Raw genomic sequence first — 17,443 nt, 5'->3', positions numbered from 1 at the left:
CAGGAAATCCTCAGACATGACATCCAACGAGCACTTGGTCAAGGTCAAACGTGTCCTCATTAGCGTTTCTGACAAAACAGGAATCGTAGAATTTGCCGATCAACTATCAGGCATGGGAATAGAAATTCTATCGACAGGCGGCACCTTTCGTCTGCTAAAAGAAAACAACATTGAAGCCATCGAAATTTCAGATTACACAAAGTTTCCAGAAATGATGGATGGCCGCGTTAAGACTCTTCACCCAAAAGTTCATGGCGGTATTCTGGGTCGCCGAGGCACAGATGATCAGGTTATGAACGAGCATGGGATAGAAGAAATTGATATGGTCGTAGTCAATCTCTATCCGTTTGAGAAAACCGTGGCCAATCCAGGCTGCGACCTCCCTACAGCCATTGAAAATATTGATATAGGCGGCCCCACTATGGTTCGTGCCGCAGCTAAGAACTTTAAGCATGTGGCAATTGTTGTTAACGCCTCTGCTTACACACAAGTACTTGACGAAATGACAGCTAACAACGGATCTTTGTCACAAGCAACGCGTTTCGATTTGTCGGTTAAAGCATTTGAACATACTGCTGCTTATGATGGCGCTATCGCCAATTATCTTGGCAAACAAGTTAGCAGTGGTGACGAAGACTTCGCCAGAACGTTTAACACTCAATTCTGCAAGCAACAAAGCTTACGTTATGGCGAGAACCCTCACCAAAAAGCGGCTTTTTACGTAGAACCTGGGGCAAACCAGGCCAGTATATCAACGGCCAAACAGTTACAAGGCAAAGAGCTTTCTTTCAACAATATTGCTGATACAGACGCTGCTCTGGAAACGGTCAAACTATTCACTGAACCCTGTTGCGTGATTGTCAAACATGCCAATCCTTGTGGTGTCGCGCAAGCGTCTTCGATATTAGAAGCCTATCAAAAAGCTTTTGCTACTGATCCAGAGTCAGCTTTTGGGGGCATTATTGCTTTTAACCGTGAGCTAGATGACAAAACAGCTCAAGCCATAGTGGCAAAGCAGTTTGTCGAAGTCATTATTGCGCCAAAGATTAGTACTGGCGCAATTGAAATTGTGCAATCGAAAAAGAACGTTCGCCTACTAGAGTGCGGTCAATGGACAAAGGATAACGTGCAACGCTATGACTACAAACGAGTGACAGGAGGTTTACTAGTACAAGATAGCGATCAAGGCATGATCACCCCTAACGATTTAAAGGTTGTGACCAAACAAGTACCGACGGCAGCACAAATCGCAGATCTCTTATTTGCCTGGAAAGTCGGTAAAATGGTGAAATCAAATGCCATTATATACGCCAAAGACAACAGTACTATTGGTGTAGGCGCAGGCCAAATGAGTCGTGTCAACTCGGCAAGAATTGCCGCGATTAAGGCAGAACATGCCGGCCTTGAAGTAAAAGACTGTGCCATGGCTTCAGACGCATTTTTCCCGTTTAGGGACGGGATAGACAATGCTGCCGCTGCGGGTATTAGCGCGATTATTCAGCCGGGCGGATCGATGCGAGACGAGGAAGTTATCACCGCCGCTGACGAGCATGGTATTGCAATGGTATTTACCGGCATGCGTCATTTTAGACACTAGTATGGTGCCTTACTATTTATAAAAAATTCATCCTGAAATTTTTTATAAGGTCGAAGCCAAAATGCTGGCGCAAATACGTCGATGTGCTGGCATTTTTGCTTCTCGCATGGGCTTTACAGCCCATGGGCAAGCCATCCATGGCTTGCAGGTCATTATTATTTATAAAAAATTCATCCTGGAATTTTTTATAGAGTCGAAGCCAAAATGCTAGCGCAAATACGTCGATGTGCTGGCATTTTTTAATTTAAAGATTTTTTACATAACTTCAGTAGGTTGTGTATTTTTCACAGCCAGCTAGAGATGGATATTAAGAGTGATCGTCTTATGAACGTTTTAGTTATTGGTGCTGGTGGTCGTGAACATGCTCTGGCATGGAAAAGCAGTCAGAGTGACTCTGTTGAGAAAGTCTATGTTGCTCCAGGAAATGCGGGAACCGCGCTGGAGCCTAAGCTTGAGAACATCGCAATCGATGTAATGGACTTTCCAGCATTGGCTGAATTTGCCAAAGACAATGCTATCGAACTCACCATAGTTGGCCCTGAAGCTCCTTTAGTAAAAGGCATTGTCGATTACTTCAATGAACAAGGGCTCAAATGTTTTGGCCCTAGTAAAGAAGCTTCTCAGCTGGAAGGATCAAAGACCTTTACCAAGGATTTTCTAGCTCGTCACAAAATCCCCACAGCCGACTATCAAAGCTTTACTGACCTTAATCAAGCCCTCACCTATGTTCGAAAACAGGGGGCTCCCATTGTGGTCAAAGCAGACGGCTTAGCAGCTGGCAAAGGTGTCATTGTTGCAGAAGATCTAGCAACTGCCGAAGATGCCATTACTGATATGTTATCAGGAAACGCCTTTGGTGATGCTGGTTGCAGAGTTGTTATTGAAGAATTCCTCGAAGGAGAGGAAGCCAGTTTCATTGTTCTGGCCGATGGTGAAAATGTGCTCCCCATGGCTACCAGCCAAGATCATAAACGCGCGGGTGAAGGAGACACAGGCCCGAACACCGGTGGCATGGGTGCTTATTCTCCTGCGCCCGTGGTAACACCTGAGGTCTACGATCGCATTATGAACGAGGTCATAATGCCCACAATTTCAGGCATGAAATCAGAAGGCCATGCTTATACAGGTTTTCTCTATGCCGGTCTCATGATTACCAAAGATGGAACTCCCAAAGTGATTGAGTACAATTGCCGTTTTGGCGATCCCGAAACTCAACCCATCATGCTTAGACTGCAATCCGATCTGAGTGCGCTGTGCCTTGCGGCGATTGATAAGTCACTGGGTGAATGCGCGATAGAATGGGATCCGCGGCCATCTGTAGGTGTTGTGCTTGCAGCAGGTGGTTATCCAGGTAGTTATGCCAAGGGCAAGATTATCTCGGGCTTAGAAAACAGTTCCGATGATGCCAAGATCTTCCACGCAGGAACGACTATGCAAGGCCAAGATGTACTTACCAACGGCGGCCGAGTACTTTGTGCAACAGCATTAGGTGAAAGTGTTACTCAGGCGCAAAAGCGAGCCTATCAGCTCACCCAACAAATCAGTTTTGAAGATATCTACTATCGCAGAGATATCGCTTACCGCGCGATAAACCGAGAAAAGTAGTTAGCGCTTTCATCACCGCCTGTCTATTAAATGTATTTGAGTATAGAAATATCTGATTATAGACAGGCACTCGTCGAGATCCTCAGTTGGCAATAACAGCCCGCTCATGAGCCCAAGCACGCAGCTGACTGATCTGCTCCGCCATAACCACAGACAGGGGCTGTGTATTTTGAATAGCACTAACAATATGATGCTGCGCCACAGCCTCACTTTGGGCTGACGCAGAATAGGTAGCACTCACCACTGCTTGTTCTATCTCGGCTCCGGTAAAACCGTCAGCCATTTCGGCAAGTTCTGCAGGATTAAAATGCTGTAGCGCAAGTCCACGCTTCTCTATATGGATTGAAAAAATCGTCCCTCGAGTCATAGCATCAGGTAAATCTACAAAGAAAATTTCATCAAAGCGCCCTTTGCGCATTAGCTCCGGAGGTAGAGTACTAATATCATTACTGGTAGCCACTAAAAACACACTACTCTTACGCTCCGACATCCAAGTTAGCATAGTGCCCAGTAAGCGTTTACCTGTAGCGCTGTCAGAAGAACCGTCTTGTGCCATACCTTTTTCCAGTTCGTCCATCCAAAGCACACAGGGCGACATCATATCGGCAAGCTTTAACGCTTCACGCATATTTTTTTCAGTCTCACCCACATATTTGTTAAACAACGAGGCCATGTCGAGCCTTAACAAAGGCAAGCCCCACACTCCTGCGATGGATTTTGCTGCCAAGCTCTTGCCACCACCTTGTACACCAAACAGCAGCACCCCTTTGGGCGCATCTAGCTCCACTTCCGAGGTTTTAGCGTCTTTCCCACCTTTAGGGGAATGAGTCATAACATCCCGTGTAACAACGTTACGACGCTCTTCAAGCCATGTTTTAAGGGTGTTGAGTCCTCCGACGTCTTTTAAATGAGCAGTGCTATATTCGAAGTGCAACACTCCCTCCATATCCATAAGTTCAAACTTACGTCGGGTAATACTGGGTAATTCACTTTCCGTTATCGCGCCGTCATCGGCAATAGCACCATGGGCGAGACGCCTGACATCCTGATGAGGCAAGCCCTTAAGGTTGTCTACCAGCTTTTGTAGGGTGGCACTATCGGTTTTTATCTTCGACTTATTGTTCTGCGCTGCCCAACTGCGCGCCTCCTCGCGAATTATCGCCAAGATCTCATCTTCAGTGGGCATCGACAAGCTTACCGACGCCGCATAACGAGATAACTCAGGCGGCAGTTGTAATTCATGACTGACTAGCACAACCTTATGACCAGCAGCGTTGAAGACAATGTCTTTAAGATGCCGAATATTTTTCGGCTCATCTAGATAAGGGTGAATATCGCAGAGAACAAAAGCACTTTTCTCGGCACAGGACTTTATATGCTTAAGCATTTCTTCAGGCTCGTGACGCCGCTCACTAAGCTGCAGCTGCAGGCCAAACCCCAGGTGAGCCATTCCCTCGGTGGCTGACCAACGCCAAGCAGGAATTTTTTCATACTTGAACAAGCTTTCTAAAAGAGAGAGCGCTCTAGGCTCATCGTATGTTTCAATAACGACTAATGATACTTTAGTATTGAGTATTAACCTTAAATCATTATTATTCATAGACTGGAATATTCCTGTATTCTGCCCTGGATCTATTAAGGCTACTCAACCACGGAGTCTCACGCAAGCTTATGTCTCATTCTAGTAATCGTGCCAGCTTAAGTCTGGTAGATAATGTTATCTGTTCATTCGATAGAGCCCTGCGCAGTCTCACACCGCGGACACAATCGATGACGCGACCCTGCCCGCAAGCGCAACAAGCTTCGCAAGTAGAATTAAATGAACAGGAAAAAAAGCACGCGGCTGGCTTAATGCGCGTCAATCACTCAGGAGAAGTCTGTGCTCAGGCGCTCTATCAGGGACAGGCATTGACAGCTAAGCTTCCCAAAGTAAGGGCAGAGATGGAACAAGCAGCTGATGAAGAGATTGATCATTTAGCTTGGTGCGAGCAAAGGCTGACAGCACTTGGCAGCCAACCGAGCGTATTAAACCCTATGTGGTATGGCCTTTCCTTTGGCATTGGAGCTACGGCCGGCATGATCAGCGATAAGATCAGCCTAGGCTTTGTTGCTGCCACCGAGGAGCAGGTGTGTAAGCACCTATCGAGTCACTTGGACAAACTGCCAAAAGAAGATTACGCATCCAAAGCTATAGTTGAGCAAATGATCATTGATGAGAAACAGCACGGTACCACAGCGCTAGATGCAGGCGGGATAGTGTTTCCCAAGGCCGTCAAATCATCAATGACATTCATCTCATCAGCTATGACAAGCTTGAGTTACAAACTGTAAAAGGCGATCAAATTAATAATAATAAATTGCTGAAGACTACTGCTAATAATATTAAATACTAGGCACTCAGGCTGGAACAATCTCATATGAGTGAGTGATTTCAACACCGGCTTTTTCTAGCATAATGGACGCCGAACAGTACTTTTCAGCAGAGAGCGAAACGGCTCGTGCTACATGGGTCTCCTTAAGCCCTTCTCCCGCCACCACAAACTTCATGTTGATGTGAGTAAACACAGAAGGCACTGCATCAGCCCGTTGTGCTTCAAGCTCAACGTGGCAAGCCGAGGCATTCTGCCTAGCTTTTTGTAAAATCGTAATGACATCAAAACAAGCGCAGCCACCAAGGCCCAATAACACCATCTCCATTGGTCTGACCCCCAGATTGCGGCCACCATGATCTTCCGGACCGTCCATCATCACTTGATGACCGCTGCCAGATTCACCTTGAAACGCAACACCATCTTGCCATCTAACCGTCGCTTTCATATACCTTCCTCAATACAATCTATATCGCTTATAAAAAATTTTTTAAGCAGAATAGATTAGCATAATGAAAACCAGAGAAATGTCATATTTTTAAAAAATAATCGGCGCCTAAAGAAAAGTTCATCTAAATTTGAGTGCAAAACAAACAAAATTGGCGTCATTTTGTGCATTCGTACCGAAATTCATAGAAAACATTCTTTTTTTTTTTGTTATGGCGTTATACTCGGTCAAAATACAAAAAATCAGAGGTTACCAACTTGGTTGCTGTGTCACTTACACCACATATCAAAAATGTTGATGATTTTTTAAGTCATTGCCACAGACGTCGCTATCCAGCTAAAAGCACACTTATTTACGCTGGAGATAAAAGTGACTCTCTTTACTATATCGTCAAAGGTTCTGTTACTGTTTTAATTGAGGACGAAGAAGGTAGAGAAATGATCGTCGCTTATCTTAACGATGGTGACTTCTTTGGCGAAATGGGTCTATTCGATCAACAGGATAATCGAAGCGCATGGGTAAGAGCCAAATCAGAATGTGAGATTGGTGAAATATCTTATGCCAAGTTCAACGAACTATCGGAAAGCCATCCAGAATTTTTGTTTGCCCTCGGCTCTCAAATGGCTAGACGCTTACGCAATACAACACGAAAAGTGGGCGATTTAGCATTTTTGGATGTGACAGGAAGAGTTGCCAGAACCTTACTTGACTTGTGTAAAGAGCCTGACGCGATGACCCACCCAGATGGGATGCAAATCAAAATTACTCGCCAAGAGATAGGTCGTATCGTTGGTTGCTCACGGGAAATGGTTGGTCGTGTATTAAAGACACTGGAAGACCAAGGCCTTGTGTCAGTCAAGGGTAAGACAATGGTGGTCTACGGGACACGCTAGCTCCTCCTTAATGTAGGTACCCGCATATTTTTGCAACACGTTCGATCGGGTGCCGCATTACATTCAGAACTTGTCTGAATGGCCCTCGGTATGTTGCAGCCGAAATCCAATGAACTTTGAACACAAAATTAGAGTATTATTTGTGACCAATATTGATTTGATTAAAGAGGCAGAAAGAATCAGCCAAGTTTGTCATGAAATGGCAAACGATATTGAGACCCAGCGTCGTGTACCAGCAGACATATCTAAGCTAATGGCGCAGACGGGTTTGTATCGCATGGGTGTGCCAGCCAGTATTGGCGGTCTCGAAACACCAGCACCTATCAGTAGTGAAGTCATCGAGATTCTAGCGCGAGGTGATGCGTCGTGCGCATGGGTGGCATTTATAGCCATGACTACTGGAACAACTCTGGCGATGATTCCTCGAAAGTCGGCCCAGTCAATCTTCACCTCTCCTGATGTCATGTTGACTGGCGTGTTTGCACCAACCGGCCGGGCCGACAAGGTTGAAGGCGGCTTTCGTGTTTCAGGTCAATGGCAGTGGGGATCCGGCAGCCAAAATGCGGACTGGGTACTCGGCGGTTGCATGTTCTTTGATAACAATGAACCGATGCTCGACCCTCGCGGTCAACAACGCACCCATATGGTAATGATGCCGAGAGCTGACATTGAATTTCTCGATACATGGCACTCGTCGGGTCTATGCGGCAGCGGCAGCCTCGACTATCGCGTAAATGATCTATTAGTACCGGAGGATCGCGTCGCCGGCTATCTGCCAGACAAAGACACCTTAAATCAACCACTGTATACGTTCCCGCAATTCACCTTTTTAGCACTTGGTATCGGAGCCGTGTGTATGGGGATTGCCCAGGCAGCCATCGACGAATTGGTGGCAGTCGCCGCGACCAAAAAACGAGTGGGCTCCAGTGCAACTATCGCCAACAAATCCACCGCGCAAGCAAAACTTGCGCAGGCCGAAGCTGATCTGCGAAGTGCTCGCGCGTTTTATTATCATGAGTTAAATAAAGCCTGGGATATCGCTCAGAATGGTAACAAGGTCAGCTTGGCCGCACGACGAGATTTACGCCTGGCCACCACCAATGCCGTTTTAAAAAGCGCTTCAGTGGTGGATGAGATGTACAGCTTAGCTGGAGGTACCTCTGTATATAAACAGTCAAAGCTGCAGCGTTATTTTAGAGATATACACGTAGCGACACAGCACATCATGGTGGCACCGCAAACATTAGAAGTCCTCGGCTCGATGTATTTTGGCAACGATGCTAAATCGGCAATGATCTAACTCACCTCCATCTTTACTGCCCGACTCTTAGCCTATCTTAAATAGGCTAAGTCGCGATTAATTTCACCAGTAAAAATAGGCAGGGGCGTGGGAAGAGGTTTAGCTAAAACTGGCTAATTAGAATGCCGCTCAGGCAAAAAATAGCTCCCTGAGTTTTTCACCAGGCTCCGCCGCCCTCATAAAGGATTCACCTACAAGGAAAGCGTGAACATCATGGTCACGCATCGTTGCCACATCGGAAGTAGAATGAATACCACTTTCCGTTACCACAATACGTTCATTGGGAATCATATCTAACAGGGAGAGTGTAGTATTTAAACTTACATCAAAGCTACGCAAATCTCGATTGTTGATCCCAACGAGCTTCGAATCAAGCTCAAGGGCTAACTCTAACTCCTGCCGATCGTGTACTTCTACCAAAACATCTAAGCCCAGCTCTACCGCTAAGTCATGCAAATCAGTAAGCTGCTGTTTCTCTAATGCTGCCACGATTAATAAAATACAGTCAGCATTAATCACTTTCGCTTCGAAAACTTGATAAGGATCGACAATAAAATCCTTTCTAATCACAGGTAACTGACAAACACCTCTGGCAAGCTGCAAGTATTCATCAGAACCTTGGAAAAAATCCTCATCGGTAAGGACAGATAAGCAAGCTGCGCCGCCGGATTCATAGCTCTTAGCAATAGCGGCAGGATCAAAGTCTTCGCGAATAACCCCTTTGCTAGGCGACGCTTTTTTTATTTCTGCAATGATTGCAGGCTCCCCTGCTTTTATTCGCTGTTCCATAGCATTGACAAAGCCGCGGGCAGGCGCACAATCTCTAGCCAGGGACTGCAATTCACTGAGCTTACGGAAATGACTCCGCTCTTCAACTTCTTGGTACTTACGTGCAATAATTTTCTTTAAAATATCCGGTTTATCAGTCACCGATAATACCTCACCCATCTATTCTTCTGTGATGGAGGTAAACTCCACTAGTTCTTTGATTTTTTCTTTAGCCGCACCAGAAGCAATCGCATCCTCGGCCATAAGTATGCCCTCCTGCAAGGAAGAAGCAACGCCAGATACATAAATCGAAGCCCCAGCGTTTAGCTTAATAATACCGGCAGCTTTATCCACCGCATGATCTTTTTTGCGCGAGAAAACCGCATTAATCAACGTTAAAGATTCTTCAGAACTGCCGACTTCTAATCCATTTAAGTCCGAGTAATCGAGCTTAAATTCTTTTGGATGTATTTGATATTCGGTGATAACGCCATCTTTGAGCTCAGCAACATGTGTCGGCGCAGCAATGGATAATTCGTCCAAACCGTCTTCAGCATTGACTACCATCACATGAGAGCTGCCTAAACGATTTAAAACTTCCGCCAAAGGACGACATAGCTCTCGTTTAAAAACACCTAGAACCTGGCGCTTAACGCCAGCGGGATTAGTCATTGGTCCGAGCATGTTAAACATCGTTCGAATACCAAGTTCACGGCGAGGCCCCACAGCATATTTCATGGCACCATGATGAGATGGCGCGAACATAAAACCCACACCAATTTGTTCGATAGCTCTCGCCACATGCTCTGCAGAAGTAGCTAAGTTCACTCCTGCCTGCTCTAACACGTCGGCACTTCCTGTGGAGCTCGACACCGAGCGGTTACCATGTTTTGCCACATGCGCTCCCGCCGCCGCCGCGACGAAAGCCGAAGCAGTAGAAACATTGAATAGATTTGATCCGTCGCCACCCGTACCGCAGGTATCCACTAGATTATCTGCTGTGACGTTCACAGGAGTAGCCAGTTCACGCATTACCTCTACCGCACCCGTGATTTCGTCGATGGTCTCACCTTTCATCCTCAGTGCCACCAAAAAACCACCAATTTGCGCTTGTGTCGCTTCGCCGTTCATCACCAGCTGCATTACCTCACGCATGTCGGCCTGGCTCAAGCTTTCACCGACAACAATTTTCGAAAGCGCTTCACGTATATTCATTTTTTTAATTCTCTATATTTCCCACACACCCGCACATTGCAAAGAGTATTGCCACTCTTCAACATATCACTCACGTCATCACAACACGGGGTAAACTGATCGGTTTTGCCTTATGCTTTTTACACCAGAACACTACTATTGTTCCATAAATTAGATATAACATCTAATCTTGAGAACAGATGCACTAGGCTTTGTTGGGGCTGGTCACATTACTCAAAATCGTTCAAGTTATTTTTCAGCGATTAAGGAAATTTTGCAGCAAAGTGTGGCCGTTCTCACTCAATATCGACTCGGGGTGGAATTGCACGCCCTCGACAGGATAATGACGATGTCGTACAGCCATAATTTCATCCATTTCATTATTTTCATCTTCAGTCCAAGCGGTAATTTCCAGCACGTCGGGCAAAGATTCTTTACTAATCACCAACGAATGATAACGCGTGGCAGTAAAAGGCTGACTTAAACCTTGAAATACCCCCTGTCCACGATGAAAGATTTGTGAGGTTTTACCATGCATAACTTTTCTGGCCCGAACCACATCAGCACCAAAAATGGCGCCGATACTTTGATGACCAAGACAAACACCAAGAATCGGTATACTTGAGGCAAATTCCCCTATCACATTATTTGATATGCCTGCCTGCGCAGGTGTGCAAGGACCGGGGGAAATAACGATTCTTGTCGGCTGCATAGCCGCTATCTCTTGCATATCGCATTGGTCATTTTTGATCACCTTGACATCTTCCCCTAATTCATAAAAATACTGCACGAGGTTGTATGTGAAGGAATCATAATTATCTATCATCAATAACATTGAACGATCCTATTGAGCCGCTTTATCAAATAGTATTGCTGCACTGCGTCTACACAAGGGTTAAAACGGAGGCCACCCCCAAAAAAGTGTCGATAAACTTTACAAAAAAAAGTATACCTGTTTTTAAAGCTGTCACAATTTCAACAACTTGTGGCGCAAAAAACTTCCACCTATACCTATTTGGAAATAAAAAATCAAAAAAAGTGAAAATAAGTCAGGGAGAAAAGCCTCGTGAATACTCAATTCAAGCAAGTTATGCTATTTTTAGCCTGCGTTATATCTTAAAAATACACATCTAATAACGAAGATAACAAAAAACGCCACATGATTTTGGGCATAATAATTGCTAATAAATTATTTTTATGCCTCAAAATTTATTAACGGACACGAATTCGACAAATTTATAGAGTTTATTGAAATGGCAGCTGACATTCCAACTAGTCACCTAGAACTAGTCAGAGGAAATAATGAGAAGAAGCTAAGCTCACCAGGAGTTTTGAAGCATATTGAAAGTGAAGCCCTTAGCTCAAGCCGACAGTTGATGGAACATATGTTCTCCGCCACTGATGATTTGTTCTACGAGCTATCTAAGCGAGCGACCAGCAATAACGAACAAAATTTATACTTCGAGTCTATGCGTGAAATACGCGTCAAAAAGGAAGGCTTGATTTCGGCATTTCTACAAGCCTTGACCTTAGGCTTTGAGAGTTTAATAAATCCAGCAATAAACAATGATGCCGACAAAGAACCAGCAGCAGATGCTGAAGTCAATTTATCTATCGTCGAAGGGGATGACCTAGAAATTGAACTGGCGCTAAAAAACATGTCCAGTCGGGCTCGCGAATCCTATAAAAACGAGATATACGAATTAGGTATTCGGCTCGATCATCTGTTGCTGCAAACTAATGTCGACGAAGATAATAATCCACTAGATCCTCAGCAAATATCAAAAGCCTTTGTTAAAGCTTGTATTGATAAACTGAAGATCAGTATAAAAACTCGATTAATACTTTTTAAGCTATTTGAAAAACACGTACTCAAGCAACTTGGCCATGTATATGCTGATGCAAACCAAACCCTAATCGAAACAGGTATACTGCCGAAGGTTCCGAAGAACTTAATAAAAAATCCTGGCGTATCGCCCGCGCCAAATAGGCAAGATAGCCAAGAAGAACAGACAGCAACAGCCGTCGATACGCAAGCTGAAACACAAACACAGCAAGCGCCCCCAGTAATTCCAGGGAGAACCATTTCTCTATCTCCTGAAGCACTCGCATCTTTAATGACGGCAATTAGAGGAGTTAATGGTGGCCAAAACTACTATGTCTACGGCAGCAATCCCGGCCCGGCTCTTACAGGGCAAGATCTCGCCTCAATTCTGACACCGAAACAGCCGGTTATCGATCATAAAATTGCGCGCACCGAGCCCAAAGTGGTATTGCGTGATCTGGTCAACGAGTTACTCAGCAAAAACAATCCCAATACGCCTAATTCTCTTAAGCAATCGGAAGAAGATACGATCAATTTGGTGGCAATGTTTTTTGAGAAAATTCTCGAAGACCAAGACTTACCCATCGTAGTACAGTCTTTGATATGTCGTTTACAAATTCCTATATTAAAGGTTGCTCTTAAAGATAATTCTTTCTTGTCCAATGGCGAGCATCCAGCACGCAAGCTAATTAATACGATAACTATGGCAGGCTTGCAGTTTGATGAGAGCAAACCGCTAGAAAGGGATTCGTTGTACCGTACCATTGTCGATGGCATACAAACCATTAACCGACAGTATTCTGTCGATGACTCGGTGTTCAGTATTATCCAATCTGAACTAGAAGAACTGATTAAAAAAGAGTCGCGCAAAACCCATATTGTAGAAAATCGCACAACCCAAACAGAAATGGGTAAGGCAAAAATTCGCAACGCAAAAGCTTTTGCACAGTCGACATTATTCGACAAGCTAAAAGATGAAAAATTACCTAACACCATCAGCGAATTTTTAACCAACACTTGGCTACAAGTATTAGTCATCACATATATTAAAGAAGGCAAGGAAGGCGCACTCTGGGTGGAAAACGAGCAGCTAATATCAGATTTGCTGTGGCTGTGTAAATCCCACTCCGATGAGAGATCAAAGGCCCGTGCACAAAGACTAAAACCAGAAATTCTTAGCCGTATCGAAAAAGGTTTAGAACTGGCAATTGATAACGCAGATACTCGCAAGAGCCGTATTGAAGAAATAGAACAAACCATAGAGTGTATTGTTACCGGAAACTCCTCTGAAGAAGTTAAGTTCCGCAATTTGGATAATGCCCAAAAAGAAGTACTAGGCAAAGCTGAAGGTACTCAGAAGTCATGGGATGAAATGACGGCACTTGAGAGACAACAATCGCAGTATGAAGAGCTATCGAGCAAGTTTTATCTTGAAGCAAAAAATATTGCTGAAGGTACATGGATCGAATATCAGGAAGAAAATGGAAAAACTGTACGCTGTAAACTAAGTAAAAAAATCGACTCAGAGTCCTATATTTTTGTAAACCGCTTTGGCTTCAAAAGTCTGGAGAAATCCCGTCGACAATTTGCTTACGATATGCAGTTTAAGAAAGCAAAGATATTGGATAGTACGCCAATATTTGATCGCATATTAGAAAATATAGTATCAAAGTTTCAGGAGACATAGCATACTCCCCCACGTCTAATTGGGGGCAAGGCATGAGGCAGTTTGGTGGCTATCGCTTTACTTAATTCCACATTCAGTCAGGCCAAATTATCTCGCTTTTTCTAGGTGAGTTTTATTCGAACAACTTTAAATATGCAGTTCTCAAAACTACCGAGAATAGCCAGTAATTTTTTGTAGGTTAACTATATAACCTCTGAATGGTTAATAATAATTTTTATGGAATTCAGCAGCGTAACAGAAACAGCTTTTTTCAGTGCTTCAGTACTTTCCTTTGTCCTGACCCTTGCTTTTATCTATCAAGCTCTCAAAAACAGACTATTATGGATAATGGCGACCGCTGCTTTTTTCCAAACTGTATGGCTATTAAGTATTGCCATCAAACATAGTTTTAGTACAGATTATTTAAGCTTATTACTGTTAACCGAGTCGGCCCACTATGTACTGTGGTTATTATCTGTTGATCGAAGTACGGAGAGATTTTGCGGTACACGTTTACCACTCTTTTTTAAAGTCTGTGTTTATTTTATTTGTGCAACTAGCCTTGGCTTAGCATGCTTTAACTATCTCACAGAGTCGCTAAAAAACATCGAAGAAAAGCTGATTATTTGGCAAGGTATTGCATTTCCAATTATAAGTCTGCTGAGCATCGAGCAACTTTATCGTAACAATACACAATACCGTTTATTTAAGCTTATATGTTTAGCATTGGCGATCGTCTACGTATTTGATGCTTATTTATTTACCCAGCATTTATTGTTCGCCAAGTTAGACTCAGATCTCTGGCAAGCAAGGGCAGCGGTATCTATGGCATCGTCGGTTTTAATGGTGCTGGCTGTCGCTACTATGGCACAACCTTCCCAGTCCTCGGCCAAATTAACTTTTTCTCGGCCCGTAATCTTTTATACCACCTCGTTAACGCTGGCAGGTGCATTTTTAATGGCACTATCAATCGGTGGCTATTATGTGCGAATTTACGGTGGTAATTGGGGAACCATTATCTACACCCTCCTCTCTGCCGCCGGTTTATTTTTTATTGGATTTATTTTTTCATCATCAGACTTACGTAGAAAGCTGAGCGTACTGATTAACAAGCATTTATTTAGTTACAAATACGATTATCGCACCGAGTGGCTTAAACTTATTAATCAGTTATCGCAACCAACATCAACAACTGATACAGCAACACGAGCAATTACTGTCGCGGCCGATCTTTTCAACTGCCACGGCGGCGCACTTTGGTTGTTGCGTTCCAATGTGATGGTACCGGTTAGACAGATAAATACCCAGTTTGATATATCAGAAGTGTTCGAGCCTGAAACCAGCCCATTTTGTGAAGCACTAAAAGATGAATGGGTATTTGCTCCTAATTCTAATACTCATGATCTAGGCCTGAATAATAAAAATCTGCCGCTGTGGATGAACCAAATTCCCGACGCTTGGTTAGTATTTCCCTTACTTACAGAGAAAGACCTTGTTGGCTTTATGGTTTTGGTTTCCCCCAAAGAACACTCACTTATAGGTTGGGAAGATTTAGATCTCTCCAAAACCGTGGGCAGACAGATTGCCAGCTATCTCGCCCGCCATGAACAAGCGGAGTTATTGGCAGAGTCGCGTCAGTTTGACGCTTTTAATAAACTCTCAGCCTTTGTCATGCACGACCTGAAAAATCTTATTGCCCAACAATCTCTGGTTGTAAAAAATGCAGAGAAGCATAAAGACAACCCAGCTTTCGTTGAAGACGCCATCCACACTATCAAAAATTCCGTGGAGAGAATGAATAATCTGCTACGTAAACTTCAGCGTAACGAAGAAGGGGAAGAAGTTAAAGTACTGCATTTAAAAGATATATTTATAGAGGCAATAAAACGCTGCCAGAAGCGCCCTCCTGTGCCCACTTTGGTGCCATTTAAAGAAGACCTTCAAGTCAAAGGAGACTTTGACAGTTTAGTTATGGTCTTCACCCACATACTCCATAATGCGCAGGATGCCACACCAAATCACGGTTTTGTGGATATTTCGACCATATTAGAAGATGACACAATTACCGTTACTATAGAAGATAACGGTGAAGGTATGGATAAAGACTTCATTAATAACAAGTTATTTAAACCCTTCGAAACCACCAAGTCAGGCAAGGGAATGGGCGTCGGCGTTTATCAAGCCAGAGAGTATATCCAAAGCTTAGGTGGTAATATTAGCGTGGAAAGCTCGCTTGGAGAGGGCACGACGTTTATAATAAGCCTCCCGGCGAACTAAAACTCGCGGATATCTCTTCGAGTATTTATCCCAGGGCGAATAATAATGGCGGGTTGATAGCCTATGCCACTCCAAACCACCTCCACAGGCTACAAATTCATCATGAGTAAATCAGAAAAACAAAAACTTCTTATTGTTGAAGATGATCTTGGTCTACAAAGTCAACTGCGCTGGCATTTTGACCAGTACGAAGTTATTGTCGCAGGCACCAGAGAAGATGCAATTGCAGCAATTCGCTTGCACGAACCCCCCATTATTCTTCAAGACTTAGGGTTGCCGCCTGATGAGGAAGGCGTCGATGAAGGTTTCCGCTGTATTCGAGAAATATCTAATCTTGCCCCTATGTCAAAGATTATTGTCATGACAGGTAACGCTGACTATGAAAACGCTGTAAGGGCAGTGGCAATGGGCGCTTATGATTTTTATCAAAAGCCCGTTAATCCAGAAACCTTAGACCTGATTCTGCAACGGGCTTTTCACATATATAGCCTTGAAAAACAGCATCGCTTGCTGCAAGAAAAGCAGACCTCTCCTCTGGACGGCATCATTGCCTGTGATCCAATAATGCTTAAGATTTGTCGCACTATCGAAAAGCTAGCGCCTTCCGATGTGACCTGCACCCTAACTGGCGAGAGCGGCACAGGTAAAGAAGTTATGGCCAAGGCCTTACATAACCTAAGCCCTCGTAAAAGCAAGCGTATGGTAGCGATTAACTGCGCCGCCGTTCCAGAAAACCTTATGGAGAGCGAATTATTCGGCTATGAGAAAGGTTCTTTTACCGGAGCTAACAAACGGACTTTAGGAAAAGTAGAAACGGCCAATGGCGGCACGTTATTTTTAGACGAGATTGGCGACATGCCTCTACTCTTGCAGGCTAAACTGCTACGCTTCTTGCAAGAGCGGATTATTGAACGCGTCGGTGGCCGAGAAGAAATTCCTGTTGATGTTCGCGTAGTTTGTGCGACCAACAAAGACCTTAAACAAATGGTAAAAGATGGCACATTTCGCGAAGATTTATTCTATAGAATTTGTGAAATGGAAATCGAAATCCCACCTCTGCGACAACGCCAGGGAGATAAATTACTACTGGCCAGACACTTTCTTAGAAACTTTATCGAGCAAAATAACGAGAGTATTCAAGGCTTTACTCCAGAAGCTGTGGAAGCCATTGAAGCGTATGATTGGCCTGGCAATATTCGCGAAATGGAAAATCGGGTCAAACGCAGTGTGGTTATGTGCGATGACAAGCTCATCTCATCGGAAGATCTCGGCTTAATCTCAGAAGGTAACTTCAGCTTGAACTTAAGGGAAGTGCGCTACAACGCTGAGCGTGCGGCTATTCTACGCGCACTGACAATGACAGAATACAACATTTCGGCCACCGCCAAGCTACTAGGTGTCACCCGGCCAACGCTCTATGATTTAATGAAGAAATATAACATAGCGATGGCGAATGACTAAAAACAATTGTGTTTAGCACTTGTTTGCTGTAGACAGGTGT

At 44.1% G+C, this 17,443-nt stretch carries 13 protein-coding genes; 8 read left to right on the top strand and 5 right to left on the bottom strand.

Annotation, left to right across the window (positions count from 1 at the left end; all coding sequences use genetic code 11):
- Positions 1-16: 16 nt before the first annotated feature.
- Both purH and purD read left to right on the top strand, forming a co-directional pair.
- Positions 17-1,597: a bifunctional phosphoribosylaminoimidazolecarboxamide formyltransferase/IMP cyclohydrolase gene (purH, locus tag BVC89_RS09375; protein WP_086930944.1), complete on the top strand. Its 1,581-nt coding sequence runs from the start codon at positions 17-19 to the stop codon at positions 1,595-1,597.
- A 324-nt stretch (positions 1,598-1,921) separates the two neighbouring features.
- On the top strand, positions 1,922-3,202 hold the full coding sequence (gene purD, locus BVC89_RS09370) for a phosphoribosylamine--glycine ligase (RefSeq protein ID WP_086930943.1): 1,281 nt from the start codon (positions 1,922-1,924) through the stop codon (positions 3,200-3,202).
- An 82-nt stretch (positions 3,203-3,284) separates the two neighbouring features.
- On the opposite strand, the gene BVC89_RS09365 is transcribed toward purD, so the two are convergent.
- Positions 3,285-4,802, bottom strand: coding sequence for an AAA family ATPase (locus tag BVC89_RS09365; RefSeq protein ID WP_086930942.1), 1,518 nt, complete (start codon positions 4,800-4,802; stop codon positions 3,285-3,287).
- 71 nt (positions 4,803-4,873) lie between these two features.
- Here BVC89_RS09365 and coq7 point away from each other — a divergent pair, with 71 nt between their 5' ends.
- Entirely contained in the window at positions 4,874-5,533 is a 660-nt protein-coding gene (coq7, locus tag BVC89_RS09360; RefSeq protein ID WP_086930941.1) for a 2-polyprenyl-3-methyl-6-methoxy-1,4-benzoquinone monooxygenase, read from the top strand.
- Positions 5,534-5,599: 66 nt separating this feature from the next.
- Here the strand turns inward: coq7 and BVC89_RS09355 are convergent, their stop codons facing one another.
- Positions 5,600-6,019 (bottom strand): OsmC family protein, encoded by a 420-nt coding sequence (locus BVC89_RS09355; protein ID WP_086930940.1) that lies wholly within the window; start codon positions 6,017-6,019, stop codon positions 5,600-5,602.
- A 257-nt stretch (positions 6,020-6,276) separates the two neighbouring features.
- Here BVC89_RS09355 and crp point away from each other — a divergent pair, with 257 nt between their 5' ends.
- On the top strand, positions 6,277-6,912 hold the full coding sequence (crp, locus tag BVC89_RS09350; RefSeq protein ID WP_086930939.1) for a cAMP-activated global transcriptional regulator CRP: 636 nt from the start codon (positions 6,277-6,279) through the stop codon (positions 6,910-6,912).
- A gap of 109 nt (positions 6,913-7,021) precedes the next feature.
- The gene (locus BVC89_RS09345) at positions 7,022-8,212 is read left to right on the top strand and encodes an acyl-CoA dehydrogenase family protein (RefSeq protein ID WP_086930938.1); all 1,191 of its coding nucleotides are present in this window, start codon (positions 7,022-7,024) and stop codon (positions 8,210-8,212) included.
- Between the two features lie 129 nt (positions 8,213-8,341).
- On the opposite strand, the gene trpC is transcribed toward BVC89_RS09345, so the two are convergent.
- From trpC to BVC89_RS09330, 3 genes are all read right to left on the bottom strand, one after another.
- On the bottom strand, positions 8,342-9,160 hold the full coding sequence (trpC, locus tag BVC89_RS09340; RefSeq protein ID WP_086930937.1) for an indole-3-glycerol phosphate synthase TrpC: 819 nt from the start codon (positions 9,158-9,160) through the stop codon (positions 8,342-8,344).
- The gene (gene trpD / locus BVC89_RS09335; protein ID WP_086930936.1) at positions 9,161-10,195 is read right to left on the bottom strand and encodes an anthranilate phosphoribosyltransferase; all 1,035 of its coding nucleotides are present in this window, start codon (positions 10,193-10,195) and stop codon (positions 9,161-9,163) included.
- Positions 10,196-10,430: 235 nt separating this feature from the next.
- On the bottom strand, positions 10,431-11,009 hold the full coding sequence (locus tag BVC89_RS09330; protein WP_086930935.1) for an anthranilate synthase component II: 579 nt from the start codon (positions 11,007-11,009) through the stop codon (positions 10,431-10,433).
- Positions 11,010-11,427: 418 nt separating this feature from the next.
- On the opposite strand from BVC89_RS09330, the gene BVC89_RS09320 reads away from it, so the two are divergent.
- From BVC89_RS09320 to prsR, 3 genes are all read left to right on the top strand, one after another.
- Positions 11,428-13,686: a DUF1631 domain-containing protein gene (locus tag BVC89_RS09320; RefSeq protein ID WP_086930933.1), complete on the top strand. Its 2,259-nt coding sequence runs from the start codon at positions 11,428-11,430 to the stop codon at positions 13,684-13,686.
- Positions 13,687-13,902: 216 nt separating this feature from the next.
- A complete protein-coding gene (prsK, locus tag BVC89_RS09315; RefSeq protein ID WP_086930932.1) occupies positions 13,903-15,942 on the top strand; it encodes an XrtA/PEP-CTERM system histidine kinase PrsK in 2,040 nt (679 codons plus the stop codon).
- Between the two features lie 102 nt (positions 15,943-16,044).
- Entirely contained in the window at positions 16,045-17,403 is a 1,359-nt protein-coding gene (gene prsR / locus BVC89_RS09310; protein ID WP_086934562.1) for a PEP-CTERM-box response regulator transcription factor, read from the top strand.
- Positions 17,404-17,443: the final 40 nt, after the last annotated feature.

Origin of the sequence: Agarilytica rhodophyticola (genome assembly GCF_002157225.2) — a bacterium.
GTDB classification, from domain to species: domain Bacteria; phylum Pseudomonadota; class Gammaproteobacteria; order Pseudomonadales; family Cellvibrionaceae; genus Agarilytica; species Agarilytica rhodophyticola.
Note: the sequence above shows the minus strand (reverse complement) of the source record. Positions and strands in the feature narration are given on the sequence as shown.